Origin of the sequence: Halomonas sp. B23F22_20 (genome assembly GCF_043496985.1) — a bacterium.
GTDB lineage: Bacteria > Pseudomonadota > Gammaproteobacteria > Pseudomonadales > Halomonadaceae > Halomonas.
In genome coordinates this window covers 31,977-55,495 of sequence record NZ_JBIEKH010000012.1, presented here as the reverse complement: position 1 = coordinate 55,495, position 23,519 = coordinate 31,977, and the positions used below count along the sequence as shown (strand labels likewise).

At 65.2% G+C, this 23,519-nt stretch carries 26 protein-coding genes; 18 read left to right on the top strand and 8 right to left on the bottom strand.

The window, feature by feature from the left end; all coding sequences use genetic code 11:
• The first annotated feature begins 172 nt into the window (after window positions 1–172).
• Window positions 173–706 (top strand): YgjV family protein, encoded by a 534-nt coding sequence (locus ACGTN6_RS11610; RefSeq protein ID WP_394591695.1) that lies wholly within the window; start codon window positions 173–175, stop codon window positions 704–706.
• 164 nt (window positions 707–870) lie between these two features.
• Here the strand turns inward: ACGTN6_RS11610 and bfr are convergent, their stop codons facing one another.
• From bfr to ACGTN6_RS11595, 3 genes are all read right to left on the bottom strand, one after another.
• The gene (gene bfr, locus ACGTN6_RS11605) at window positions 871–1,338 is read right to left on the bottom strand and encodes a bacterioferritin (RefSeq protein ID WP_394591694.1); all 468 of its coding nucleotides are present in this window, start codon (window positions 1,336–1,338) and stop codon (window positions 871–873) included.
• A 161-nt stretch (window positions 1,339–1,499) separates the two neighbouring features.
• Complete coding sequence (gene pncB, locus ACGTN6_RS11600; protein WP_394591693.1) at window positions 1,500–2,708, bottom strand: nicotinate phosphoribosyltransferase; 1,209 nt, start codon at window positions 2,706–2,708, stop codon at window positions 1,500–1,502.
• A gap of 99 nt (window positions 2,709–2,807) precedes the next feature.
• Window positions 2,808–3,572, bottom strand: a complete 765-nt coding sequence (locus ACGTN6_RS11595; protein ID WP_394591692.1) for a DUF1499 domain-containing protein — start codon at window positions 3,570–3,572, stop codon at window positions 2,808–2,810.
• Window positions 3,573–3,839: 267 nt separating this feature from the next.
• Here ACGTN6_RS11595 and ACGTN6_RS11590 point away from each other — a divergent pair, with 267 nt between their 5' ends.
• From ACGTN6_RS11590 to ACGTN6_RS11580, 3 genes are all read left to right on the top strand, one after another.
• Window positions 3,840–5,075: a DUF1835 domain-containing protein gene (locus tag ACGTN6_RS11590; RefSeq protein ID WP_394591691.1), complete on the top strand. Its 1,236-nt coding sequence runs from the start codon at window positions 3,840–3,842 to the stop codon at window positions 5,073–5,075.
• Window positions 5,076–5,140: 65 nt separating this feature from the next.
• Complete coding sequence (locus ACGTN6_RS11585; protein WP_394591690.1) at window positions 5,141–5,974, top strand: AraC family transcriptional regulator; 834 nt, start codon at window positions 5,141–5,143, stop codon at window positions 5,972–5,974.
• 13 nt (window positions 5,975–5,987) lie between these two features.
• Window positions 5,988–6,602 carry a LysE family translocator gene (locus ACGTN6_RS11580; RefSeq protein WP_394591689.1) on the top strand — a complete coding sequence of 205 codons (615 nt, stop codon included), beginning with the start codon at window positions 5,988–5,990 and terminating at the stop codon, window positions 6,600–6,602.
• 46 nt (window positions 6,603–6,648) lie between these two features.
• Here ACGTN6_RS11580 and ACGTN6_RS11575 read toward each other — a convergent pair whose 3' ends face one another.
• Complete coding sequence (locus ACGTN6_RS11575) at window positions 6,649–7,566, bottom strand: LysR family transcriptional regulator (protein WP_394591688.1); 918 nt, start codon at window positions 7,564–7,566, stop codon at window positions 6,649–6,651.
• 104 nt (window positions 7,567–7,670) lie between these two features.
• Between ACGTN6_RS11575 and ACGTN6_RS11570 the strand changes: the two genes are divergently transcribed.
• From ACGTN6_RS11570 to ACGTN6_RS11555, 4 genes are all read left to right on the top strand, one after another.
• Window positions 7,671–8,411: an SDR family oxidoreductase gene (locus ACGTN6_RS11570; protein ID WP_394591687.1), complete on the top strand. Its 741-nt coding sequence runs from the start codon at window positions 7,671–7,673 to the stop codon at window positions 8,409–8,411.
• A gap of 183 nt (window positions 8,412–8,594) precedes the next feature.
• Window positions 8,595–9,326 carry an oxygen-insensitive NADPH nitroreductase gene (nfsA, locus tag ACGTN6_RS11565; protein ID WP_394591686.1) on the top strand — a complete coding sequence of 244 codons (732 nt, stop codon included), beginning with the start codon at window positions 8,595–8,597 and terminating at the stop codon, window positions 9,324–9,326.
• Window positions 9,327–9,511: 185 nt separating this feature from the next.
• Entirely contained in the window at window positions 9,512–10,117 is a 606-nt protein-coding gene (locus ACGTN6_RS11560) for a DUF2238 domain-containing protein (RefSeq protein ID WP_394591685.1), read from the top strand.
• 204 nt (window positions 10,118–10,321) lie between these two features.
• Entirely contained in the window at window positions 10,322–11,473 is a 1,152-nt protein-coding gene (locus ACGTN6_RS11555) for a diguanylate cyclase domain-containing protein (protein ID WP_394591684.1), read from the top strand.
• A 20-nt stretch (window positions 11,474–11,493) separates the two neighbouring features.
• Here ACGTN6_RS11555 and ACGTN6_RS11550 read toward each other — a convergent pair whose 3' ends face one another.
• Entirely contained in the window at window positions 11,494–12,420 is a 927-nt protein-coding gene (locus ACGTN6_RS11550; protein WP_394591683.1) for a LysR substrate-binding domain-containing protein, read from the bottom strand.
• Window positions 12,421–12,541: 121 nt separating this feature from the next.
• Between ACGTN6_RS11550 and ACGTN6_RS11545 the strand changes: the two genes are divergently transcribed.
• The 3 genes from ACGTN6_RS11545 to ACGTN6_RS11535 all read left to right on the top strand — a co-directional run bounded on the left by ACGTN6_RS11545 (window position 12,542) and on the right by ACGTN6_RS11535 (window position 14,493).
• Window positions 12,542–13,246, top strand: coding sequence for an FMN-dependent NADH-azoreductase (locus ACGTN6_RS11545; RefSeq protein WP_394591682.1), 705 nt, complete (start codon window positions 12,542–12,544; stop codon window positions 13,244–13,246).
• A gap of 188 nt (window positions 13,247–13,434) precedes the next feature.
• Entirely contained in the window at window positions 13,435–13,785 is a 351-nt protein-coding gene (locus ACGTN6_RS11540) for a VOC family protein (RefSeq protein WP_394591681.1), read from the top strand.
• A gap of 84 nt (window positions 13,786–13,869) precedes the next feature.
• Window positions 13,870–14,493 (top strand): Type 1 glutamine amidotransferase-like domain-containing protein, encoded by a 624-nt coding sequence (locus tag ACGTN6_RS11535; protein WP_394591680.1) that lies wholly within the window; start codon window positions 13,870–13,872, stop codon window positions 14,491–14,493.
• Window positions 14,494–14,522: 29 nt separating this feature from the next.
• Here the strand turns inward: ACGTN6_RS11535 and ACGTN6_RS11530 are convergent, their stop codons facing one another.
• Window positions 14,523–15,608, bottom strand: coding sequence for an NAD(P)H-dependent flavin oxidoreductase (locus ACGTN6_RS11530; protein WP_394591679.1), 1,086 nt, complete (start codon window positions 15,606–15,608; stop codon window positions 14,523–14,525).
• Between the two features lie 92 nt (window positions 15,609–15,700).
• Between ACGTN6_RS11530 and ACGTN6_RS11525 the strand changes: the two genes are divergently transcribed.
• The 4 genes from ACGTN6_RS11525 to ACGTN6_RS11510 all read left to right on the top strand — a co-directional run bounded on the left by ACGTN6_RS11525 (window position 15,701) and on the right by ACGTN6_RS11510 (window position 19,054).
• Entirely contained in the window at window positions 15,701–16,570 is an 870-nt protein-coding gene (locus ACGTN6_RS11525) for a LysR substrate-binding domain-containing protein (protein WP_394591678.1), read from the top strand.
• Complete coding sequence (locus tag ACGTN6_RS11520) at window positions 16,567–17,700, top strand: YbfB/YjiJ family MFS transporter (protein ID WP_394591677.1); 1,134 nt, start codon at window positions 16,567–16,569, stop codon at window positions 17,698–17,700. Before ACGTN6_RS11525 ends, ACGTN6_RS11520 begins: the two co-directional genes overlap by 4 nt.
• Window positions 17,701–17,734: 34 nt before the next feature.
• Entirely contained in the window at window positions 17,735–18,229 is a 495-nt protein-coding gene (locus ACGTN6_RS11515; RefSeq protein ID WP_394591676.1) for a nuclear transport factor 2 family protein, read from the top strand.
• 189 nt (window positions 18,230–18,418) lie between these two features.
• Entirely contained in the window at window positions 18,419–19,054 is a 636-nt protein-coding gene (locus tag ACGTN6_RS11510) for a hypothetical protein (RefSeq protein ID WP_394591821.1), read from the top strand.
• 3 nt (window positions 19,055–19,057) lie between these two features.
• On the opposite strand, the gene ACGTN6_RS11505 is transcribed toward ACGTN6_RS11510, so the two are convergent.
• Complete coding sequence (locus ACGTN6_RS11505) at window positions 19,058–19,552, bottom strand: DUF2938 domain-containing protein (RefSeq protein WP_394591675.1); 495 nt, start codon at window positions 19,550–19,552, stop codon at window positions 19,058–19,060.
• Window positions 19,553–19,695: 143 nt separating this feature from the next.
• Here ACGTN6_RS11505 and ACGTN6_RS11500 point away from each other — a divergent pair, with 143 nt between their 5' ends.
• On the top strand, window positions 19,696–20,160 hold the full coding sequence (locus tag ACGTN6_RS11500; RefSeq protein ID WP_394591674.1) for a helix-turn-helix domain-containing protein: 465 nt from the start codon (window positions 19,696–19,698) through the stop codon (window positions 20,158–20,160).
• Between the two features lie 63 nt (window positions 20,161–20,223).
• Here the strand turns inward: ACGTN6_RS11500 and mapR are convergent, their stop codons facing one another.
• Window positions 20,224–21,633, bottom strand: coding sequence for a GntR family transcriptional regulator MpaR (mapR, locus tag ACGTN6_RS11495; protein ID WP_394591673.1), 1,410 nt, complete (start codon window positions 21,631–21,633; stop codon window positions 20,224–20,226).
• Window positions 21,634–22,289: 656 nt separating this feature from the next.
• Here mapR and ACGTN6_RS11490 point away from each other — a divergent pair.
• Entirely contained in the window at window positions 22,290–22,730 is a 441-nt protein-coding gene (locus ACGTN6_RS11490; RefSeq protein WP_394591672.1) for a DUF2170 family protein, read from the top strand.
• Between the two features lie 20 nt (window positions 22,731–22,750).
• Complete coding sequence (locus ACGTN6_RS11485; RefSeq protein ID WP_394591671.1) at window positions 22,751–23,452, top strand: PspA/IM30 family protein; 702 nt, start codon at window positions 22,751–22,753, stop codon at window positions 23,450–23,452.
• Window positions 23,453–23,519 lie beyond the last annotated feature (67 nt).

The following is a 23,519-nucleotide window of genomic DNA, read 5'->3' as shown; positions in this document are numbered from 1 at the left end:
CGTGGGAGCGCAGCTCGCTGCGCGAGGGATTGATAGCCCGGGCAGCGCCTGTCTGGGTAGGCACCCTACTTTTGCGATCTGAAGATTGAAGATCGTTCCCACCGGACTCGGAGCCATGGCCGAGTCGGCGGCATGCTAACCTGTCGTGCCATTTCCACTATCGGAGCCGTCAATGGACGACATCGGCCTGAGAGAGCTGTTGGGGCAAGGCGTGAGCCTGGTGGCGCTGGCGCTGTGCGTGATCGGCTTCGCCAGCCAACGCGACCAGCGGCTGTTCGGGCTGCTGCTGGTCGCCAACGTGGCTTTTGCCCTCCAGTTTGCGCTGTTCCAGAGCTGGGTGGCGGCAGGAATCTCGGCGCTGATCGTGCTGCGCATCGCCCTGGTGCGCCGCTATCCGGGCCACGTCGGCATCATGGCAGCGGTGCTGGTCGCGACCCTGGTAATTGCCGCGCTGACCTGGAGCGGCCCGCGCGACGTGCCAGCCCTGATGGCAGGGCTGCTGGGCACCTATGGCATGTTCATGCTGCGCGGCATCGCCATGCGCGCGGTGCTGGCCGCGGCTGCCTTCTGCTGGATTATCAGCAACCTGCTGGCCGGCTCCATCGGCGGCACCCTCGCCGAGACGCTGATACTCGTGACCAACCTGATCACCATCTGGCGGCTGCGCCGCGCCACCCATCGCTACGGGCTGGGCGGCACCGGCTGAATCGGATCCGGCCTCAGGCGATCTCGGCCTCCTTGCACACGTCTACCCACTCGGCTTCGGCCTGTTCGGCCAGCCGAGCGGGGGCGGTGCGCACCACGCTGTGCTGGGCGCCGGCGGCGTGAAGGGCCGGACGGCGCGAGGTGAGGCGGGTAGGGGCGCCCGGTTTACATCTGGGCGACGAGGTAGTTCTCGCGGCCGACCAGCTTGATCAGCCGCAGCTGCTGCTCCAGCCAGTGGGCGTGGTCTTCCTCGGTGTCGGAGAGCAGCGGCAGCAGGATGGCGCGAGTGTTGAAGTCGCGCTCGCGCTCGCACAGGGCGATGGCGGCCTTGAGCGCGTCGCCCACCTCATACTCCAGCTGCAGGTCGTTGGTGAGCATCTCTTCCACGTCCTGGCCGATGCGCACCGGGGTGCGGGTGTGGATGTCCGGCTTGCCCTCGAGCATCAGGATCCGCTCGATCAGCTTCTGGGCGTGGCCCTTCTCGTCGTAGAACTCGTGGTCGATGCGCTCGTGGAGCTTGCTCAGCCCCATGTCGGCGTACATCTCGGCGTGCACGAAGTACTGGTCCATGGCGGCGAGTTCGGCGGCGAGCAGGCCGTTCAGGGCGTCGATGATCTGCGGGTTGCCTTGCATGGTGTCCTTCCCTGGCGAGAATGTCTGGCAGGCATCCTAGTGTGCGTCCGGTGATTGGTCAATTTTTCTTTTATTTTCAGCTGGTTGAGACTATCTTTGCGTGCGATTCGCATTCGGTCCAGGGTTCGCGTCTCGCCCATTTCCCGGCGCCGGAGCCGCCCTCAGGCAGCGGGCGGCACCCCGAACACGCTCTTCAGATAGTTCACGTATTCCGGGTCGCGGGTCGTCGCCTTGCCTGGAGCATCGGAGATCTTGGCCACCGGCTGGCCGTTGCAGGCCACCATCTTGATCACGATGTTCATCGGTCGTACCCCGGGCAAGTCGCAGGTCAGGCTGGTGCCGATCCCGAAGCTGGTGCGGATGCGGCCGTTCAGCGTGGTCTTGATCGCCATCGCCGAATCGAAGGTCAGCGCATCGCTGAAGATCAGGGTCTTGCCCCGCGGGTCGATGCCCAGCGTCTCGTAATGGTGGATGCACTTCTCGGCGAACACCATGGGATCGCCGCTATCGTGGCGCAGGCCGTCGAACAGCTTGGCGAAGTACAGGTCGAAGTCGGCCAGAAAGGCATCCAGGGTGATGGTGTCGGTCAGCGCGACGCCGAGGTGGCCGCGATACTCCTGGACCCAGGCCTCGAGGGCAGCGCGCTGACTGTCCACCAGGCGGCTGCCGAGCTGTTGGTGGGCCATCACCCACTCGTGGGCCATGGTGCCCATGGGGGCCAAGCCATGGCGCCGCGCGATATCGACGTTGCTGGTGCCGACGAACTGGCCGGGAAATTCCTCGGCCAGCACCTCGACGATGGCTTCCTGCACCGGCTGGGAGAGCCGCCGCCGGGTGCCGAAGTCGGCCAGCCGGAAGTCCGCCAGCTGGGCCGGCGTATAGTCGCGGCGCAGCCGGGCCATCTTCTCGCGCAGCCGCGCCACGGCCTGGTCGACGCTCGCCTCGGGGTTCAGCGTGTGGTTACGCACTTCGCTGATGATAGCCAAGATCACGATCTCGAACAGGATGCTGTGCGTCCAGGGGCCGTCGATGATGATGCACAGCTCGCTGCCTTCCATGTACAGGTCAACGTACTCCGGGCGGAAGCGATACAGCTCCAGGAAGCGGATGAAATCCGGCGACAGGTAGGCGAAGTCGCCCAGGTAGGCCGACTCCGTCTCGCTGAGCGACAGCGCCGCGAGGCTGTCGATCTGGGCGCGGATCTCGTCGAGGTAGGGAGCGAGGTCTTCGGCGTCGCGGCAGCGGAACTCCCAGGCCACGCTGGCATTGGGATACTTGTGGTGTACCCCCTGCATCATGGTGAGCTTGTACCAGTCGGTATCCAGCAGCGAGGTGATGATCTGACCCGGGGCGCGGTAGGTGGCCGCCATGAAGGATGCTCCCTGTGAGTGGCGATGAGCCCGGCGTGAGCCGGTCCACGATGGTAGCGTGTTCACTATTTGATGACGAATCGTTGTCGTCCGGCGGCGTCAGGAGGAAAGGCGAGCGGTCAGTGCTTCGAGGAAGTTCTGGATACGCGACGCATTGGTGCCAAGGTCGCTCTTGCCAATGCGCGAGGCCGAACGCATGTCCACCCTCGTGCCTGCGTCGGTTGGCGTCAGGCGAATCACGATATCGTCCTTGAAACCGAACCAGCGGGTGGTGGCCACCGCTTCCAGCCGCTGCTCCGAGGCCGCCGCGTTCTCCCAGCCGCGTTCCCGGGCCAGAGCCTCGGCGGCGGCGTGCACCTCGGGGAGTGGGTGAGCGATATCGAGCGGCCTCAGGTCCGGATAGCCGGCTCGCTGGGCCTCGGCGAAGTCGCGCGGGTAGGCGAGCGCATTGGGCGCGGTCCGGCGTGCCTCGGCCAGCGCCTCGAAGGCCGGCGGGTTGGCCAGGTCGGTAGTGATGTCGTGGATCGGCGGCACGCTGCGGGCCAGCTCGCGCAGTTGCAGGGGCTGTGCCACCAGCGCTACCACCGCGACGATCACCAGCATGCCGACCAGGGCCGGCTTCCAGCGTCGACACAGGCCAGCCACCAGGAAGGCCATCACGCCGAGTCCGGCCGCGCCCAGGCTCAGCAGGGCGCCGCGACGCAGCAGCGAGAACGACTCGCCGAGCGACAGCCACTCCAGGCGATAGGCCGGCCCCACGCCGCCCATCAGCAGCGCCGCTACGGCCAGCAACACGACGGCCAGCCAGGCCAGTGCCACCGGCCAGCGGCCGCCGCGGGGGCGAGGCTTGAAGGTCAATGACATGGCACGCGCGTCCTCCCTGCGTTGCGGTACATGGCCTCCTAATATAGTGCCCGTAGCGTCCGCCTGCCGATGCCGGGGCGATCACAGCGAGAGGTCGTCCCGCCGCTTTTCACGCCGGCGTTGACACGTCCGCATCGCCGAGCGAGGCTTGTGGCACGCCGCACAGGCGTCCCCGTCCGCGGAAAGGGCTGCGCCCATCGCTTACTGCTGAAGATTCCATACGATTCCCGGCCTGTCCGGCGGACACAGGCACTCGGAGGGTCTCGTATGACCACGCAAACCCGGCCTGATGCCAGGTCTCATGGCCGTTTCAACCTTGAGCAGCAACGCAAGCGCGCTAAGGAGCTGCTGAAGTCGGTTCGTGCCGATGATCCTGAGGCGCTGGCGCGTCTGCTGAGGCATCTTCCGCCGCGAGCCGAGCCCTTGCGACTCGCCGATGCCCAGTTCGTGATCGCCAGGGAGTGCGGTTTTCCCAGCTGGCCCAGGCTCAAGTCCCACATCGAATCGCTGGATGCCTCGCGCCGTCTGATGGCCGAGCGCGGCGATCGCGACCTGGCGACCCTGCACATCCGCTGCGGTTCCGACATCGAGCGCAGCCTGCGCAGCGCCGGCTTCGAAGGCGATTTCCTGGAGTTCTCCGATCCCTTCTGCATGGGACCGTTGCACGACCTGCCCCCCGAGCAACTGATGCGGCGGCGGGCACGCTACCTGGCGGAGGTCTCGGGCATGGCCGAGCGCGATGCCCTTGCGCGCCTGCGCAAGAGCTACTCGGCGCTGGATGATCTCGAACGCTACGCCCGCATCGTGCTGTGGTTCGAGCACGACAGCTACGACCAACTGCTGCTGGCCTACCTGCTGCATCGCTTGGGTGAGCGTTCGTCCAGGGCCAGGCTCGAGCTGGTGGCAGTGGATGCCGTGCCTGGCGTCGAGCGCTTCATCGGCATCGGACAGCTCGCTCCGGACCTGCTGGCCTGGCTGTGGCGTCGGCGAGTGCCCATCGAGGCACCGCTGCTCGAGCTTGGCAGTCGGGCCTGGGCTGCGCTCACGGCCGAGGATGCCGGGCCACTGGAGGCGCTGGTCGCCACCGGCACGCCGGCCTTGCCGATGATGGGGCGGGCGCTCGCGCGCCACTTGCAGGAACTGCCGGCGGGGAACAGCGGCCTCGGCCTCACCGAGCGGCTCACCCTGGAAATCGTGCGTGACCACGGCCCGCTGGCGGTCGGCCAGGCCTTCGCTCACCTGATGCGTGAGCGTGAACCGCTGCCCTACCTGGGAGACCTGATGTTCTGGTGGCTGCTCCAACCGCTGATCTTGGCGCCACGGCCGGCGCTGGAGATCGCCGAGACCCAGCGCGAATGGCCCCATCGTCGCCTCAGCCTGACGGCGCTGGGATGTGAGCTGCTCGAGGGGCGCCGCGACTGGCTGGCGCACGTCGCCAGCGAGCGATGGGTGGGGGGAATGCGCATCGCGCCGGCGTCGGCTGGCCGGGAGAATCCGCAATAATGTCCAAGCCTGGGGCGTGGGAGACGTCTTAAGCTTCGAAGGGTTGGTGCTCAAGGAGAGATGGCATGGCGACACGGTCCAGCCGGTTTCACTACGTGAAGAGTCGGTTCATTCCCGAACTCACGGTGCTCCATGCGCAAATGAGCGACTTCAGCTACGATCGGCACGCCCACGAAGAGTACGCCTTCGGGGTCACCCTGTGCGGGCGTCAGGACTTCTTCAGCGGCGGCGAGTTTCATCGCAGCCCGCCCGGCCACGTCATCCAGTTCAATCCCGAGGAAGTGCATGACGGCCACCCGGGTGGCGAGAGTCCGCTTGGATACGTCATGGCCTATGTCTCCCCGGCGTCGCTGGAGGCATTGTTTGCCGCGGCGCTGGGGAACGAGCGCGCTGGCGGATACAGGAACAGCGAGACGCTGATGTCGGATCCCGTGCTGCGTGCTGCCATCCTGGAGCTGGTGCAACTGGTGACACGTGGGGTCGGCAATCGCCTCGATCAGGAGCATGCCCTCTATCGGGTGGCGACGGCGCTCGTGCAGCGTGCCGGGCAGTGCCAGCCGGGAGGCCCGGCACGCCGGGCGGATGCCCTGCTGCTGCGCGCCAAGGACTACATCCTCGCGCATCTGGCGGATGACGTATCGCTGGATGACATCAGTCAGGCCGCTCATCTCTCGAAGTATCACTTCCTGCGCCTGTTTCGTCAGCAGTTCGGCATCACGCCGCACCAGTACGTGCTCAACTGCCGAATCAACGCCGCGCGCAGTGCCCTGGAGGCCGGCGCCGTCCCCAGCGACGTCGCCATTCGCTTCGGCTTTGCCGACCTCAGCCATTTCAATCGCCGCTTCAAGCGCATCTACGGCATGACGCCCCACCAGTACCAGCGAAGCGTCATCAACTGATCGAGGTTCCCCCATGCTGGAGATCGTCGCCTATGCCCTGGGCGTCATGTACACCCCTGGGCCAGTCAATCTGCTCGGCCTGAATGCCGGGCTCCATGGTCAGGCCAGGACCTCACTGGGGTTCTTTGTCGGGGTCGGGCTGGCCATGCTGGTACTGTTCGTGATGTTCGGCTGGGTCGGCGCGGCCTGGGTCGGGGGCGACATGCTGGCGCTGGTGGCCGCCCTGGGCTGCGGCTACATCCTTTATCTGGCCATCAAGGTTGCGCGCTCGAGCATCGAGCTTGCCGTACCGCGACAGGCGCCGCGGGTGCTGAGCCTGCGCGATGGGCTGATCATGCAGCTCTGCAACCCCAAGGCCATCATCGCGACCCTGCCGATCGTCACGATCCAGTTTCCCGCCGCCGGCATCCATGGCGTCGGCCTGCTGCTGTGGTCGCTCGCGCTGGCCATGCTGGCGACCGGAGCGCCCGGCAGCTACGCGCTGATGGGGGCCTTGCTGGGGCGGCGCATCGAGAATCCCAGGGTGCTCTCGGGCTTCAGCCTGGCGATGTCGGCCCTGCTGGTGGGAGTCTCCGTATCGATCGGCTATGAGCACGTCTGGCTGCCGCTCACCGCCGACCTGGGGTGAGGCGCCGACCTTCGGCGGCACAGCGTTACCCGCGGTATCTTCACGCCTATGTGGCCGGCGCAGGGCCCTCGAAGCGCCCGCCATAGAGCGACACGATCCAGTCCAGGAAGACGCGCACCCGGGGCGATAGCTGGCGCCGCTCGGGGTAGACCGCATACAGCGGCAGGACGGGCTTGGGCCATTCGGCCAGCACCTCCACCAGTTCGCCGCTGGCCAGTAGCGGGGCGACCGAGAAGCGAGGCAGCTGGATCAGTCCGCAGCCCTGTCGCGCGCATTCCACGTAGTTCGCGCCGTCGTTGACCGTGATCCAGCCTCCGGCCTCGAAGCTCCGGGGTTGTCCGTCGACGAGCAGGTCCAGGGTGCTGTCGGTTGCCTGGCTGCCGGAAAAGAACCGCACCACGCCATGGGCGTGCAGCTCGTCCGGATGCGCCGGCACGCCTAGGTGCTCCAGGTACGCCGGGCTGGCGCAGATCACCTGGGGCATGTCGGCCAGCTTGCGGGCAACAAGGCTGGAGTCCTCGGGGGCACCGGAACGCAGCGCACAGTCCACGCCTTCACCGATCAGGTCGACGCGGCGGTCGCCGCTGGTCAGTACCAGGCTCAGTTCGGGATAGCGGCGATGGAAATCCTGAATGTGAGGCAGCACGATTTTGCGGGCCTGGGTGCCGTGCATCTCGACGCGCAATATGCCGGATGGCTGGCGGGTGACGGGCTTCAGCAGCGCTTCGGCGTCCTCCAGCTCGGCCAGCAGATGCACGCAGCGCTCATGGAAGGCCTTGCCCTCGAAGGTCGGACGTACCTGGCGCGTCGTGCGTTCCAGCAGCCGCACGCCCAGCCGCTGCTCCAGCTTCTGGATGGTCAGGGTCGCCGTCGCCCTCGGCATGTCGAGCCCGTTGGCTGCCTTGGTGAAACTGCCGGTCTCGACGATGCGAACGAACAGCGTCATGGCGTCGAATCGGTCCATGGAGATTGTTTTTCTCAGATGAATAGAGTTCTCAGATTAGATGATTTATCCATCCTGATGGAATGCCGATACTCGACGGCGTTCACCGAGACAGGAGATGAAACATGGCGGAGGCAGTCGGGAAAGTCGCTCTCGTGACGGGGGCTTCGCGCGGCATCGGCCGCTCCATCGCCCTTAAGCTGGTTGAGGATGGCTTCAGGGTGGTCGTGAATTATGCCGGCAACGAGGCGTTGGCCAACCAGGTGGTGGCCGATATCCATGACCAAGGCGGCCAGGCATTGGCCGTGCAGGCGGATATCCGTGACGCGACGTCGGTCACGCGTCTCTTCGAGCGCGTGCTGGAGACCTGGGGGCGCCTCGATGTGGTGATCAACAATGCCGGCAGCATGGAAATGGCCGACATCGCTACCGATAACGTCGCGGCGCTGGATCGCATGTGGAATACCAACCTGCGCGGCAGTTGGCTGGTCATGGCCAAGGCCGCCGAGACCCTGGGCGAGGGCGGTCGCATCATTGCCCTTTCATCCAGCGTGCTGGCCAAGTCCTTTCCCGGCTATGGCGCTTACATCGCCAGCAAGGCGGGAGTCGAAGGCCTGGTAAAGGTGCTGGCCAACGAGCTGCGCGGCCGGCAGATCACCGTCAACGGCGTGGCACCCGGCCCCGTCGAGACAGAGCTGTTCCTCGAGGGCAAGAGCGACGAACAGGTGCAGCGTCTCGCCGGCCTGACACCGCTGGAGCGACTGGGGCAGCCGGAGGACATCGCCGATGTGGTCGCCTTCCTGGCCGGTCCGTCAGGTCGCTGGGTCAACGGACAGATCCTGCGAGCCAACGGCGGTTTCGCCTGATCCAGGCGGTGAGCCGTTTCGGGTCGGTGCTGGGCCTCGCTCGGGTGACCGGGGCCCTTGCGCAACTCGCCTGCAGGAATTCGGCCGCATCGAAGGCCGCCATCTCGTCAGAGTGATGGAAGATCGTGAGCCGGTTAAGTATCTTGGGGGCCGACATTGTCGTACCGACTTCCACGAGGCCCCATGAACCCGACCATCGAACTGCTCAAGTCCCACCGCTCAGTGCGCAAGTTCACCGAGCAGAAGATTCCCCATGAGCTGCTGCTGGAGCTGGTCCGCGCCGGCCAGGCCGCGGCGACCTCCAGCCACGTCCAGGCCTACAGCGTCATTCACGTCACCGACCCGGCCAATCGCGAGGCGATCGCCGAGCTGGCCGGCGGCCAGGGCTATGTGGCCAGCGCCTCCGACTTCCTGGTGTTCTGCGCCGACATGAAGCGTCCCACCGAGGCTTCCGAGCGCACCGGCGCCAACGTCGTGCGTGGCATGACCGAGCAGATGCTGGTGGCCAGCGTCGATACCGCGCTGATGGCGCAGAACGTGGCGGTGGCTGCCGAGTCCGAGGGCCTGGGCATCTGCTACATCGGCGGTATTCGCAACAACCCTCAGGCCATCAGCGACCTGCTGCATCTGCCCGAGCATGTCTTCCCGGTATTCGGCATGTGCCTCGGCTACCCGGCCCAGACGCCGGACCTTAAGCCGCGGCTGCCGGTGGAGGCGATCCTCAAGACGGATCGCTACGATGCGGACAACAAGCAGGTGGCGGCCTTCGACGACACCATGCAGCAGTACTATCGCCAGCGCAGCGGCGGCAACAAGGAATCCGACTGGTCGCGCAACCTCACCCCGCTGTTCGATACCAAGCTGCGCCCTCATATGCGCGACTTCCTGATCGAGCGCGGCTTCGAGATGAAGTGAAGGCAGGCGGTCAGCCTTCCTTGTTGCGCTGCCTTGCCGGGAGCAGGACGCTCGGCTAAGAGTGAATCATGCGGCCGACAGGCAGCACCATGCAGTGACCCGAGCCGCAGGCGCCGTCTACGGCGGCGCGTCGCCGCCGCTCAGGGGGCGCGGTCCGCGTCGACTGGGTCCCGTCGTCTAGCGAGGTGACCGCGATCAAGTACATCTGGGCAGGCGTGTTCCTCGTGGTGCTGGTCTGGTCGGGCATCCATCCCGCGGATCGCGCCACCTGGTGGCTCGAGGTGTTTCCGGCCCTTCTCGGTGCCGTCGTCCTGTGGGGCACCTACCGCACCTTTCGGCTGACGCCCCTGGTGTACTGGATGATCCTGGTGCATTGCATCGTGCTGATGATCGGCGGGCATTACACCTACGCCGAGGTGCCCTTCTTTGATGGCTGGCTAGGGTTCGAACGGAATAACTACGACAAGCTTGGCCACTTCTTTCAGGGCTTCGTGCCGGCGCTGATCGCCAGGGAAATCCTCATCAGAAAACGCGTGGTCAACGGGCGAGGGTGGCTCAGGCTGTTCGTGGTTTCCGTGGTGCTGGCCATCAGCGCCTTCTACGAGCTCATCGAATGGTGGGTGGCGCTGGTGTCCCGCGAAGCGGCCGACGCCTTCCTGGGCACGCAGGGGTATGTTTGGGATACACAATCGGACATGGCGCTGGCCTTGCTCGGGGCGTTCTGCGCGGTCGTGCTGCTCTCCAGGGTGCAGGATCGCCAGATTGCCGGGCTGGCTCCGCGGGCAAGGTGAGGTTCGTTATTCCCGGACGATAGTGCCCGCTTGGCAGTCGTTCGTTAGCGGGGCATGGAGCGCTTGTGCTAACAACGCTTCGGGTTTTGTGCCATAAAGTGGCTATCTAGAGACTGCTGGCGACGCCATGGATGTGCCTCCCCCGGTAGACCGCCGGGCGATGAATGCGTGCATGGTGTCCTGACGACCACGGATACCACCTCGATGAGTGCCCATCGGCAGCAACGCACTTCCCTGGAGCGGCTGACGCTGCGCTTTCGCGATCCTGAACTGGAGCGGGCATTTCGCCTGAACTCGCTCGAGCGGGTGAAACTGCACGGACGCACGGCGATCGCCGTCGGGATGCTGGTCTACCTGCTGTGCGGTCTGCTGGACGTGTGGCACGTGCCGCCTGAGGCGTCGCGCGGGGTGTGGATGACGCGGCTGACCGCCCTGATGGTGCCGACCCTGGTACTGGCGGTGAGTTTCACGCCGGTGTTTGCCAGGGGCTCCCAATGGCTGCTGTCCAGCGTCTGCGTGGCCGCTGGCGTCGGCCTGATCGGCATCCAGGCGCAGCTGCCGGTGGCCAGTGCGCACTATTATTATCCTGCCCTGATGCTGCTGACCTTCTATACCTATAACTTCATCGGGGTGCGGTTTCCCTATGCGCTGGGCATCGACTTGATGCTGCTGGCCTCCTACAACCTGGTCTGCGGCCTGTGGCTGGACTACCCGCTTCACATCCTGCTCGGCCATGACGTCTTCATCGTCTCTTCCAACCTGATCGGCGGCACCACCGGCTACCTGGTGGAACACCAGCGCCGACGGCTGTTCTTGAGAGAGCGCGAGCTCTGGCAGCAGGGCCAGTATCATCTGGACCGCTCCCTGCACGATCGGCTCACTGGGCTGCCCAACCGCGAGCTGCTCCATGAGCGGATCGAACGGGCGGTGGCCGCCAGTCCCCGCGGTGACATGCGGCACGCCGGTTTCTTCCTCGATCTGGATGGCTTCAAGGCCCTCAACGATTGTCTGGGCCATGAGGTGGGCGATCGCTTGCTGATTCAGGTGGGCGAACGGCTGCAAGGTTGCGTGCGCAAGGTCGATACCGTGGCGCGCATCGGCGGCGACGAGTTCTTCGTACTGGCCATCGGTCTGGAAAACGCACGAGACGCCGAGCACTTGGCGGAGAAGCTGTTGGCGGCCCTGCGCAGGCCCTTTCCGGAGGTGCCGGACGATCTTTCTCTCCACGCCAGCGTCGGCGTCTGCCTGTTTCCTTATCCAGGCATGAGCGTGTCCGGCATCATCCATCAGGCCGACATGGCCATGTACGCGGTGAAGTCCGGCAGCAAGGACGGTTATCGCATCGCCGAAGCGTGAGTTCGACGGTGCCGCCTGTGCTACTCCGAGCGCCCTCGGATGTCGTCGGATGATTGGCACAGCCCGCCGGGCACCCGCAGTATCCAGTCGCGGATCGCCCGTATCGTCGGATCATCGCGGCGGCCCTGCGAGTAGGCCAGGTGGAACGGCTTGCCTTCCAGCTCCGGCCCGAAGGGTTGCACCAATCTCCCCTCCATCAGCTCATCGGCGATCAGCTGGCGGCTCATCAGCGCCACGCCCTGGCCGCCGATGGCGGCGGAAATGGCGTGGGTCTCATCGGAGAACACCAGCCCAGCGCTCACGTCCAGCCCCGGCACTTCGGCCCGCTTCTGCCAGCCGGCCCAGTCCAGGGGCGTCACCGAGCCCCCCTGGGGGCGGAAGTGGATCAAGGGGTGTTCGGGCAGTTCGGACGGCTCGCTCAGCCTCAACTGCGGGCTGCAGGCCGGGATAAAGGTGTTGTCGAACAGCCTTTCCGCCACCAGCCCCGGCCACTGACCGTCGCCGTAGCGAATCGCCAGGTCCGCGGTCACGCCGTCCAGCGCCACCGGCTCGTGGGAGGCGTGGATGCGCAGGTCGATCTCGGGGTGCGACTCTCGCAGCATGCACACCCAAGGAAGCAGCCAGCGCACCGCCACCGCCGGGGTGGTGCTGAGCGTGGCGGCCTGGCGGGCGGGGGGCGCCTGCAGCCGCGCCAGGGTTTCCCCGATGCTGTCGAAGGCCGTCTCCAGCGTCTGGAAGAGCTCTCGCCCCTGGGGCGTGAGCAGCAATTGCCGGGGCTTGCGCACGAACAGCGCCACCTCGAGGGCATCCTCCAGGGCGCGGATGTGGTGGCTGATGGCCGTGGCGGTCACGGACAGCTCTTGAGCGGCCTGCTTCGCGCTCTCGTGGCGGGCGGCGGCCTCGAAGGCTCGCAGGGCAGACAGCGAAGGGAGTCGGCGAGGATTCATGGCTGAGATCAACTCATTTGTATCGGCAAATATTCATCGTTTGTGGCACTGCTGGACTGGGAATAGGCTCAGTTCACCATCAACGATGAGTGAGTTCATCTCATAAAACAAGGAGCCCGACATGCCCCATCTCCTGCATCTCGACGCCAGCGCCCGCCCCGGCCTTGCCGGTACCGACGAGCATGGCTCCCTCAGCCGTCGCCTCACCCACCGTTTCGTCAGTGGCTGGCAGGCCCGCCAACCGGACGCCACCGTGACCCGGCGTGACGTGGGCGGTGCCCCGCCGTCTTTCATCGACCAGCGATGGATCCAGTCTGCCTTCACGCCCCCGGAGCGCCAGGAACCCTGGATGGCCGCGGTGCTCGCCGAGAGCGACCGGCTGATCGACGAACTCACGGCCGCCGACATCGTGGTGATTGGCGCGCCGCTGTACAACTTCGGCATGCCGGCGGCGCTGAAGGCCTGGGTGGACCAGGTGGTGCGCATGGGGCGCACGGTGGACTACGACCCGAGCCGCCCAGACGATCCCTTCACGCCGCTGCTGGCCGACCGGCCGCGCCACGCCATCATCCTGTCGTCACGAGGCGGTGCCGGCTTCGACCCCGGCGGCGAGCTGGCCCACATGAACCATCTGGAGCCGGGGCTTTCCACGGTGCTGGAATTCATCGGCATCACCCGCATCCACCGGGTGGCCATCGAGCACCAGGAAGAGGGCGGTGAGCCCCTGGCAGCCTCCATCCAAGCCGCGGAGCGCCGCATCGAGGCGCTGATCGACCAGCTGCACGCGCAGTTCCAAGCCAGTCGTGAGCCGGCCGTGACGGCCTGACAGGCGATGATCGGACGCTAGAAACCCCGCTGGCCTGAGCCGGCGGGGCGGGTGTGCCCGATCATGGGTCACCTGACAGCTCTGCCGCCGGCTTCTAGGCTGGCTGGAGGTGGTTGACGCACCCGTAGGCCGATCACGGCGCGGGGCGTCGCCTCAACATGATAGGGACACGACAGACGAGGTGAGGGATGAAGGTCAAGCGGATCATGGCCAATATGGCCACGCAAGAGCTCGACAAGGCGGAGGCCTTCTACGGGGGCATTCTCGGCCTGGAACGTCTGATGGATCACGGCTGGTTTCGCACCTACGGCTCGGACGAGCGAATGCGGGTTCAGGTCAGCTTCGCCTCGCAGGGCGGCTCGGACACGCCAGTGCCCGACTTCTCCATCGAGGTCGATGACCTCGAGGCGGCGCTGGCACGCTTCGAGGAGGCGGGCGTGGCCATCGAGTACGGGCCCGTCAGTGAGCCCTGGGGCGTGCGGCGCTTCTACGTCCGCGACCCCTTCGGCCGACTCCTCAACATCCTGCAGCATGAGTGAGCGTCGGTATTTTCCGTTCGATGGGGAGAGTCGCCGAACAGGTGGCATAATCAGGTTGCTTCGGGTCTCTGACAAGGATAGGTAATGAAGAAGATGTTCTTGGCTTCCTCTTTCAAGGATGTGGCAAGCCTGTTCGTGGAATCGGTGGGTGGCGAGTGCGCTGGAAAGCGCGTGACCTTCATTCCCACGGCAAGTCTCACGGAGGAAGTGAATTTCTACGTGGCGGCAGGCAAGGAGTCACTAGAAAACCTCGGAATGATCGTCGACGAGCTTGAGATATCCACGGCTGAAGATGACGAGATAGCAAGCAAGCTGATGGCGAATGACTATATCTATGTCTCGGGAGGGAATAGCTTCTTCCTGCTTCAGGAGCTGAGGAGGAAAGGGACCGACCGACTCATCGCCGAGCAGGTGGCGCTGGGAAAGGTCTATATCGGGGAGTCTGCCGGCGCCATCGTGCTGACGCACGATATCGAATATGTGGCAGAAATGGATGATGTCGCTGCTGCTCCTGGGATGGGCTCTTTTGCCTCGCTAGGGCTGATCGATATCTATCCGGTGCCTCACCACACGAATCCACCGTTCAAGGCGACAGTCGAGAGCATCCTCTCGACCTACGAAGAGCGGTTGCCGCTTTGGCCCATCAGCAATGCACAGGCCATTGTTGTCAGTGGGGATGAGTACAGGATCTGGAGCGCAGAACGCTGATCATCCACCACCGGCTGTGACCTGCGGCGTCAGCTTGTCGAACGACTGTGTGGATTGCCGTCCCGCCATTCTTGTATCAGCCGTTTCACGAGTTCGCCGGCGGGCAGTTCGCGTGCCAGCGGCGCGCCCTGTCCGGCCCAGTGTGCCGCGAATTCATGATGGCCGAGCCTGGCTGCCGCCGCGTTGAGCCGCTTGGCCGCGTCGTACGCCACGGGGTAAGCAGGGGGCGTTAGGCTGGTCGCTGAATCAGCATGGCGAATCAAGCGATTGAGGATGCCGCGAGCCGGTCGCCCCGATAGCGCCGTGGTCATGCGGGTCTCTCCGGCGCGCTCGCTCTTCAGGTTCGCGCGATAGCCCTCGTTGGCCGCCGATTCGGGACATAGGATAAAGGCGGTTCCCAACTGGGCAGCGGATGCGCCCAGCGCCAGGGTCGATTGGACCCCATGGCCATCCATGATGCCGCCGGCCGCGACGATCGGCAGCGTCGTCTCCTTGACGAGCAGGCGGACGAGCACGGAAGTGTTCAAGCGTTCATCGTTCGCTTCCGGGTCGAAGCAGCCTCGGTGCCCGCCCGCTTCATGGCCTTGGGCCACTATCGCGTCTATGCCCCGCGCCTGGATCCACCGCGCCTCATGCAGGCTGGTGGCCGTCGCCAGCGTGTAAATGCCGGCCTCCCGCAGGGCGCGTATACGCGCTTCGCACGGCAAGCCAAAGTGAAAGCTGACCACGGCGGGGCGCGTCTCGAGCAGCATCTCGAAGGCCTCATCGTCCTCGACGAAGCTGCGGTAGATCTCATCGAGCTCGGCCGGCGGCTCGCTGCCGCTTTCCTGGAATAGCGGCGCGAGGTGCTCGAGCCAGGACGATTCACGAGCTGCGTCACGCCGTGCGGGGGCATGACAGAAGACGTTGACGTTGAACGGGCGGGTCGTCAGCGCCTGGGTTCGCTCGATCATCTTCCGGGCCTGGGCGACGCTGCTCGCACCGATGCCCAGGGAGCCCAGGCCTCCGGCATTCGACACGGCCGCGGCCAGCTCGGGCGTTGCCACGCCGGCCATTGGCGCCTGGATGATGGGTTGGATGCCAAGCCGGGTAGTAAGAGAGTTCGGCGATGCCATGTGAACGGCCTCCACGACTGCGAAACGATGGGCTTTCATTGATTCTCAAAATGAGAATATAATAGAAAAAATGTTTCCAAAAGGCGAATGATGTGGATCTGGAAACCCTGAAAATCTTCGAGGCCGTTGCCGCCGAGCTGAGCGTGACCCGCGCCGCCGCGCGGCTCGGGCGTGCGCCATCCAACGTCACGACGCGCATACAGCAGCTGGAGGCGGAGCTGGACGCGGAGCTGTTCGTTCGCCTCGGCAAGCGCATCACGCTCTCGACGGCGGGGCAGCGCTTCCTCGCTTACGCGCAGCGCCTGCTGGCGCTGGAGGACGAGGCCCGGCAGGCCGTGGGCGGCGGTGGTGGCGGCAGCCTGCGCATCGGCAGCATGGAGAGCACGGCGGCCAGCCGGTTGCCGTCGCCGCTGGCGGCCTTCAACCGAGCCCATCCGGCGACCCGGCTCGAGGTCAGCACCGGCCCCTCTGGGCTCCTGATGGATGAGGTGCGCGACGGGCGGCTGGACTGCGCCTTCGTGGCCTTGCCCGCCGAGCTGGAGGACGAGTCCGGCCTGGCCGAGATGGGGCTGCAAAGCGCGCCGGTCTGGGAGGAGTCGCTGCTGCTGCTGTTGCCGCCCGTCGACGCCGAAGCCACTGCGCCGGCGGAACTGCGTACCCGCGCCCTGGCGGCCTTCAAGCCGGGCTGCACGTATCGGGCCATGGCGGAGCAGCGGCTCGGCATCGTCGCCGGAAGTGAGTGGCGCATCCAGGAGCTGGGGTCCTACCACTCCATGGTGGCGGCCGTCGCTGCAGGCTCCTGCGTCACCCTGATGCCGCGCAGCGTGCTGGAGTTGAGCCGCGTGCCGGACGATCTGGCCACGCTGGCGATGGGCACCGTCAGCACTCATTTGCTGTGGCGCCGCGGCTACGAGACGCCCGCGTTCCAGGCGTTCGCGGGTCAGTTCCTGGGGGACGCATGACCCGCGCGCCCGCGTGGCTGCGCTCCGCCATCGACGCCGCGCTGGTCATGGCCATCGGCATGGGCTTCGGCCGTTTCGCCTACACCGCGCTCTATCCGCACATGGTGGAGGAAGGCGTGCTGAGCCTGAGCGGTGGCAGCATGGCAGCGTCCGCCAATTATGCGGGCTATCTGGTCGGGGCGCTGCTGGCGGTCAAGGCCAGGCCGGCGAGCGCCCATCGCTTCTGCCTGTGGGCGGTGGGAGGCACGGCGGCGTGCCTGGCCATGCTGGCCGTGATCGACGCCACCTGGGCCATCGTCGCCGTGCGCGGTGTCGCCGGCATCTTCAGTGCCATCTCCATGGTCGCCGCGTCGCTGTGGCTGCTCGAGCACCGCCAGCACCTGCAGGGAGCGCCACTGCTTTACGCCGGGGTGGGCATCGGCGTCGCCCTGTCGGCCGAGCTCGTCGTGGTGGCGGCGAGGCTGGGGCTTGCGAGCCCGGGGCTGTGGCTGATGCTCGGCGTCGTCAGCCTCGTGCTGGGCGGCCTGGCCGTGCCGGGGCTGACGACCAGGGCGGCGCCCGAACGGCCTTCGTCATCGGCGGCGCCACGGCGGGCCGAGTCGGTCAAGGCGCTGCCGCTGGTGACGATCTATGGCCTGGCAGGCTTCGGCTACATCGTCACTGCGACCTATCTGCCGCTGCTGGTCAAGACGGCGCTGCCCGACGTCGACGCCGCCCATGTCTGGGCCGTGTTCGGCCTCGGCGCCGCGCCGTCCTGTTTCCTCTGGCATCGCCTGCACCTGCGGCTTGGCACCCGGCGATCACTGGCGTGCAACCTGGGCCTCCAGGCGTTCGGCGTCGTGCTGCCCGTCCTGCTTCCCGGCGGTGTGGGCTACATGGCCAGTGCCCTGCTGGTCGGTGGTACCTTCATGGGCACCGTGACCATCGCCATGCCGGCCGCGCAGCAGGCCGCCCGTCACGCTCGCGGCAACCTGCTGGCCAGCATGACTCTCACCTATAGCATCGGGCAGATCATCGGCCCCCTGGCCGCCACCGCCCTCCATGCCATCAGCCACAGTTTCCAGGGCTCTCTGCTGGCGGCCGGCGGTGCGCTCCTGGTCGGTGCCTGCATGAGCCTTGCCGCGCTGTAGCGTCTTCCCATCCGGCCCTGTGAAGGAGTCTGCCGTGAACACCGTCGAGCCCGATGTCTTCGTACCGGTCAACGACCTGCTGTGTCGTTTCTTCCACTGCTTCGACCGGCGGGACTGGCCGGCCATGACCGAGTGCCTCATGCCGGAGGTGACGGTCGACTATGCCTCCTCGGGGCGGGAACCGCCCTCGACGATGCCCGGCGAGGCCTTCGTCAGGCGCCGCCGAGAAGCCGTCGATACCCTGTCCAAGCAGCACAGCTTCTCTAACCTGCGGGTCACCCGGGAGGGCGATGGCCACGCGGCCATGGCCAGTTGCCACTACCTGATCCTGCGATTCGAGCTGTCGCGAGAGCTCGCGACCGATGAAGAGAACTTCTTTCACTCCTGCGGAAGCTATGAATTCCAGCTGCGCCAGGTGAGAGGCGAATGGAAGATAGCGGGCATCAAGCAGCTGGCACTGCAGAGCTGGGGCAATAGCAGCCTGCATGCCGGCTCGGCCCGGGGGCAAAAGTCTCAGGGGAAGGAGTGAGCCACTACCATGGAGGCGTTCACGCCCAGGCCGGCTTCGACGCTCCAACTGATACGCTTTTTTGGCCAACTTCTGACCCTGTTATGCTTTTGCCCCTTCTGTCATCTTGTTCGCCTACGATAGGGGCCGCGTCGACGGGCCCCATTGGTGGCCAAGTGTTCGGGCCGGTATCCAGGGTGTTGAGGGGTGATGATGATCTATGTGGCGTTCTTCCTGATCTTCGTCGGCGTGACGTTCGCGCTCCATCAGGTGTACAGCGTGCACTACGCGATCAACTTCGAGGACGAGGAGGAGCGCCCGGCGCAGGTCAACCAGGCCCTGAAGACGCTGGCCGAGGAAGCCAAAGGATGTGCCGGCAACGAGCCGTCGCCGGGCTTCGTGCAGGCGGTGCAGCGTATCGTCGGCAATGGCGTCGACCCGCGGCTGGTGCTGGCGGCGATGGCGTCCGGCAGGCGCAAGGCCTTTGCCGAGCCGCTGCTGCGCCGCAAGGGCAGGATCGAGACGGCCGGCGAGCTGACCATCGCCCACCTGCCGTTCTGGAAGACCCGTCCGCCGATGCACTATCGGCGCGGGCCGGTGCTGGTACTGGTGATGGCCTGCAGCCTGCTGGCGTTGTTCTGGGGCGGGATGAGTATCTTCACCCTGGCCTATCCGGTGGCCGTGCCGGCGCTGGCCTGGGCCAACGACCTGGCTGTGCTCACGGCGCTGGTCTATGCCTCGGCGCTGCTGGCCTACGGTGCCTCGAAGCTCGACTTCTACCTGCACGACATCCAGCAGATTGGTCGGCTGGAACGGCGCCTGAAGGCCGGCGAGCAGGGGCGCTGATCCCTACGCCTGGAGCATATGCGCGTATCCCAGCCCCGCAACCCACAGCCCCAGGCCGAAACTGGCATGTGCAAACAGGCTACGCCGCCTGGCGACGTTCGGCTGAGGCATCTTGCGAGCGGCCATCCCCGCCCCCAGACAGGGCTGCAGGACGGCAAAGGGGAAGAGTACCGTCAGCATGCCAAACACCAGCGGCGGCAAGAGTGTCATTTGATCGAGCCATTGTTCCCCTGCCAGGGCCAGAAAGGCCGCGGCGAATGCGATCCCGATCATGTAGTGCGCGGCCCAGCCGAGGGCCGATTCTCCCCGGATCCGCGCGCTCTTGCCGATAGGGCGATGGATAAGCGTGCCGCCGGTAAGATGGCCAAGCCAGCGCCCCACCATCGCGTAATCCAGGGAAGAGATGCCGAACAGGCGATGGCGCAGTAGGGCGACGATATCCATGAAGATCGTCGCACCGCCCCCTATGACGATGGCCTCGATCATCAGCTGCGTCATGGATGAACTCCTGCCACCAGTGTTGCGTCCGCTTGCAGGGCGCGATGATGGATCGCGAGATTCGCCATGTGATGTGTCCTCACTGGAAAGCTTGGTAGAGGACCCGTAACCTACTACTTCAAGTCAACTTGAAGTCAACTCGTATGCTCGATATTTCCGAACTTGCACGAAAAAGCGGGGTTTCCGCCTCGAAACTGCGTTATTACGAAGAAGTCGGGCTGATTCGTTCCGTTGGGCGAAATGGCCTGCGCCGTGTCTTCGATGACCGCGTGCTGCCGCGCCTTTCCCTGGTCGCGCTGGGGCAGGCCGCGGGATTCTCGCTGGCCGAGATCCGCGACATGCTGGGGCAGGAAGGCACGCCAAGCATTGACCGAGACATGCTGAGCGCCAAGGCGGATTCTCTGGATCGCCATATCAAGGAATTGAGCGCCCTGCGTGATGGTTTGCGCCATGCGGCGTCCTGCACCGCCCCCAGCCACCTGGAATGCCCGACCTTTCAGCGCCTGATGCGTATCGCCTTGGCGCGCCAGGGGGCGACAAAGCGTGATCGCAAGCGGGACTTCGCGAACAGTCACGGGGAAAGAGGCCGTCGCGATGACGGCGCATGATGCTCGATGCCTGACTCAGGACCTGCTCGCCCACGGCACGACCGGATGAGGCCCTGGGCGATATCAGAAGGCGTCGATCAGCTCGCCCAGCGTCGCCATGGCCGCTTCGCTGCGCGGCGTCCAGGGATGGCCGTAGCTCAGGCGCAGGCAGTGTCGAAAGCCTTGGGTCGCCGAGAAGATCGGACCCGGCGCCACGCTGATGCCCCGCTCCCGCGCCTGGCGAAACAGCTGCAGCGAGTCCACCCGCTCGGGGAATTCGAACCACAGGAAGTAGCCGCCGGCGGGGTGTGTGGCGCGCGTCTCGTCCGGGAAGTGGCGCGAGGCCGCGTCCAGCATTTCCCTCTGTTGGGTCTCCAGGGCATGGCGCAGCTGGCGGAGGTGGCGGTCATAGCCGCCGTGCTGGAGGTAGTCGGCGATGGCCGCCTGAGCCGGCATCGAGGGCGAGATGGTGGTCATCAGCTTGAGCCGCGAGATCGGCTCGGCGAAGTGACCGCCCGCCACCCAGCCGACCCGATAGCCCGGTGCCAGGCACTTCGAGAACGACCCGCAGTGGATGACCAGGCCCTCGTCATCGAACTGTTTCACCGGCTTCGGCGGCGTGGTGCCGAAGTGCAGCTCCGCGTAAGCGTCGTCCTCGATCAGTGGCACCCGGTGGCGCTTGATCAGCGCGTACAGTTCGCGCTTGCTGCCGTCGTCGAGACTCGCCCCCAGCGGATTCTGCAGGTGGCTCATGAACCAGCAGGCCTTGATAGGCAGCCGGGCCAGGCTGTCCGCCAGCACGTCCAGATCGATGCCCTCGCGGGGATGCACGGGAATCTCCACCGCTCGCAGCTTCAAGCGCTCCAGGATCTGCAGGCTGGCATAGAAGGCCGGCGACTCGATGGCGACCAGGTCGCCGGGCGAGGTCACGGATTGCAGCCCGAGGTTCAGCGCTTCCATGGCGCCGCTGGTGATCACCAGTTCCTCGGAGGGTAGCGGCATGCCCTTCAGCGTGTAGCGCAGTACGATCTGGCGGCGCAGGTCGGCGTCGCCCGCCGTCATGTCCTTGAGCACGTCGCTGCCGGCCATGCCGCGCAGTCCCTTGGCCATGCTGCGAGACAGGCGCGCCAGCGGAAACAGCTCGGGGCTGGGAAAGGCCGAGCCGAACGGCACGGTCTCGGGGTCCTGCAGCGAGTCGAGCACCGAGAACGCCAGTTCGCTGACCGCCACGTCGGCGGTCTCCTGGCGCGGCGGCGTCATCCGCGGCTCGTGCAGCACGCGCCGCGCCTGCTCGCGCACGTAATAGCCGGAGCGCGCCCTGGCCACGATCAGCCCGCGATCCTCCAGCAGGTAATAGGCCTGGAAAACGGTGGAGGGGCTGATGCCATACTCGCGGCTGGCCTGTCGCACCGAGGGCACCCGCTCGCCCGGGGCCAGCACGCCATCGCGGATCAACTCGGCGATCTCGTCGGCGAAGCGTTCGTAGCGTTTCATCGGCGGCCTGGTGCTCCCGGCTCTGGAGCCGTGATGGAAGAAGGAAGGGGCAATTCCATCATGACTGGCAGGGCGGTGGAAGGCCTGACAGCGGAGCCTGCATGAAACCGGCCCCGAACGCCTGGTGCACGACTTGCTTCATCAACATGGCGCTGGAAGCGGCATATCGGCCTGCTGCACGGAAATCGTTCGAATATGCCGTCATGGCCCAGTGCATTATTTACCGTGACACATACTCTCGATATGCTGCTTCATCGCTGTCCGACAGAGACAAGATAGTGTGCCGGCTCGGCATGCAGGGAGTTCTCCGTAACAGGTTGATGTGACGCCCTATGGTCTCGTTGCTGAACGCGCTGGGCGCTTCGGAGTGGATGGAATCTCGGGCTTCGAGATAACGAGCCGGTAACCGAGATGGCTTGGCCCCGACCTAAAGGGCAAAAAGGCGACATGACCCCGGGCGATCCTCGGCCCGAATGTCGATAAATGTTGCGAAGCGGAAGTCGATGACCGTCCTTCGTGTGGAACTTGCCGATGAAGGCATTATCCAACCGGGCGGATAACCGCCTGCTACGCCGCGTTACGCGGCTCGACGAATGGTAAACGATGGGCTGGGCGTCATGGCATAAGGACGCCGACGATATAAAAGGAGATTAGACTTGGTAACCAGCTACTCATCAGCAAATGCTCTGCTCGAGGATATCCACGCGCAGCAGTCGGTAGAAGGAAGCGAGGCCGCGTGGCCCAAGGGCGAGGCCGAGTTGGTGTCTGATTCACAGACGATCGTATGGACCCTGGAAGACTACGGCGATTTGGTCGTGACATTGACGCGCAGCGATGATCAGTGGATCGTGCTGGCCGATATTGCCCCCGTCGCCGCCGTGAGCGATACCGCCACGCTGAATCGCCTTCTGCTGGAGCAGGGCATCGCGGTTCCGCTGGTGTCTGCCGGTGTCATGACCCTCAACGGAGAACCCCACTATGTGGTGTATGGGCAGCTCTACGTTGACTCCCGACCGGAGGCGATCAGCGCCGAGGTGCATGCCTGTGCATCAGCCGCCATCGATATCGCCGATCTTGTCCAGGATTACATCGACTAAATCTGCACGGAAGCATAGCCATGTTGCGTAAAATCTTTACAGCCTTTCGCGGTGCCGCCAGTGAAACCGGCGAAGCCATCATCGATCATCAAGCCATCCGTATCCTGGAGCAGGAGATGCGTGATGCGGAAAAAGAACTGAACGATGCCAAGACCCAGCTGACCTCGATCATGGCGGATCGCTCCCTGGCTCAAAAGAAGGTCGATACTCTCGATGAGAGCATCAGCGAGTATGAGGCGAGTGCCATTGCGGCCCTGGAAAAGGGAGATGAAGCACTGGCCCAGGAAGTGGCCGAACGTATTGCTTCGCTAGAGGAAGAAAAGAGCTCCGAAGAAGCGGTGGTCGCCCAGTTCGATGGCAGTATCGAGACGCTGCAGTCGACGATTCGCAAGTCGCAGAATAATCAGAGGCAGATCAAGCAGCAAATCAGTGTGGTGAAAGCCACCGAGTCGGCTCAGAAAGCTCAAGCCGCCGTTGCCGAGAAGCACTCCGGGCAGAATGCTTCCATGAGCAATGCCATGGATTCTCTGGATCGCATCAAGAAGAAGCAGGAACATCGCGCCGCTCAGATGGAAGCCGCGTCACAGATGGAGAAGGAAGCCAGCGGTACGGATCTCGACGAGCGCCTCAAGAAGGCGGGAATCGGTTCCAGCAACCGTCAAGCCAGTGATGTGATGTCACGCCTCAAGGCGCGGGCTTCGAACACAGAAAACGGCAGCTGATCGATTTGCTACAACGAAAAATCATCTCGATGAAGAGACGCCTGCTCCAGTGATGGAGTAGGCGTCG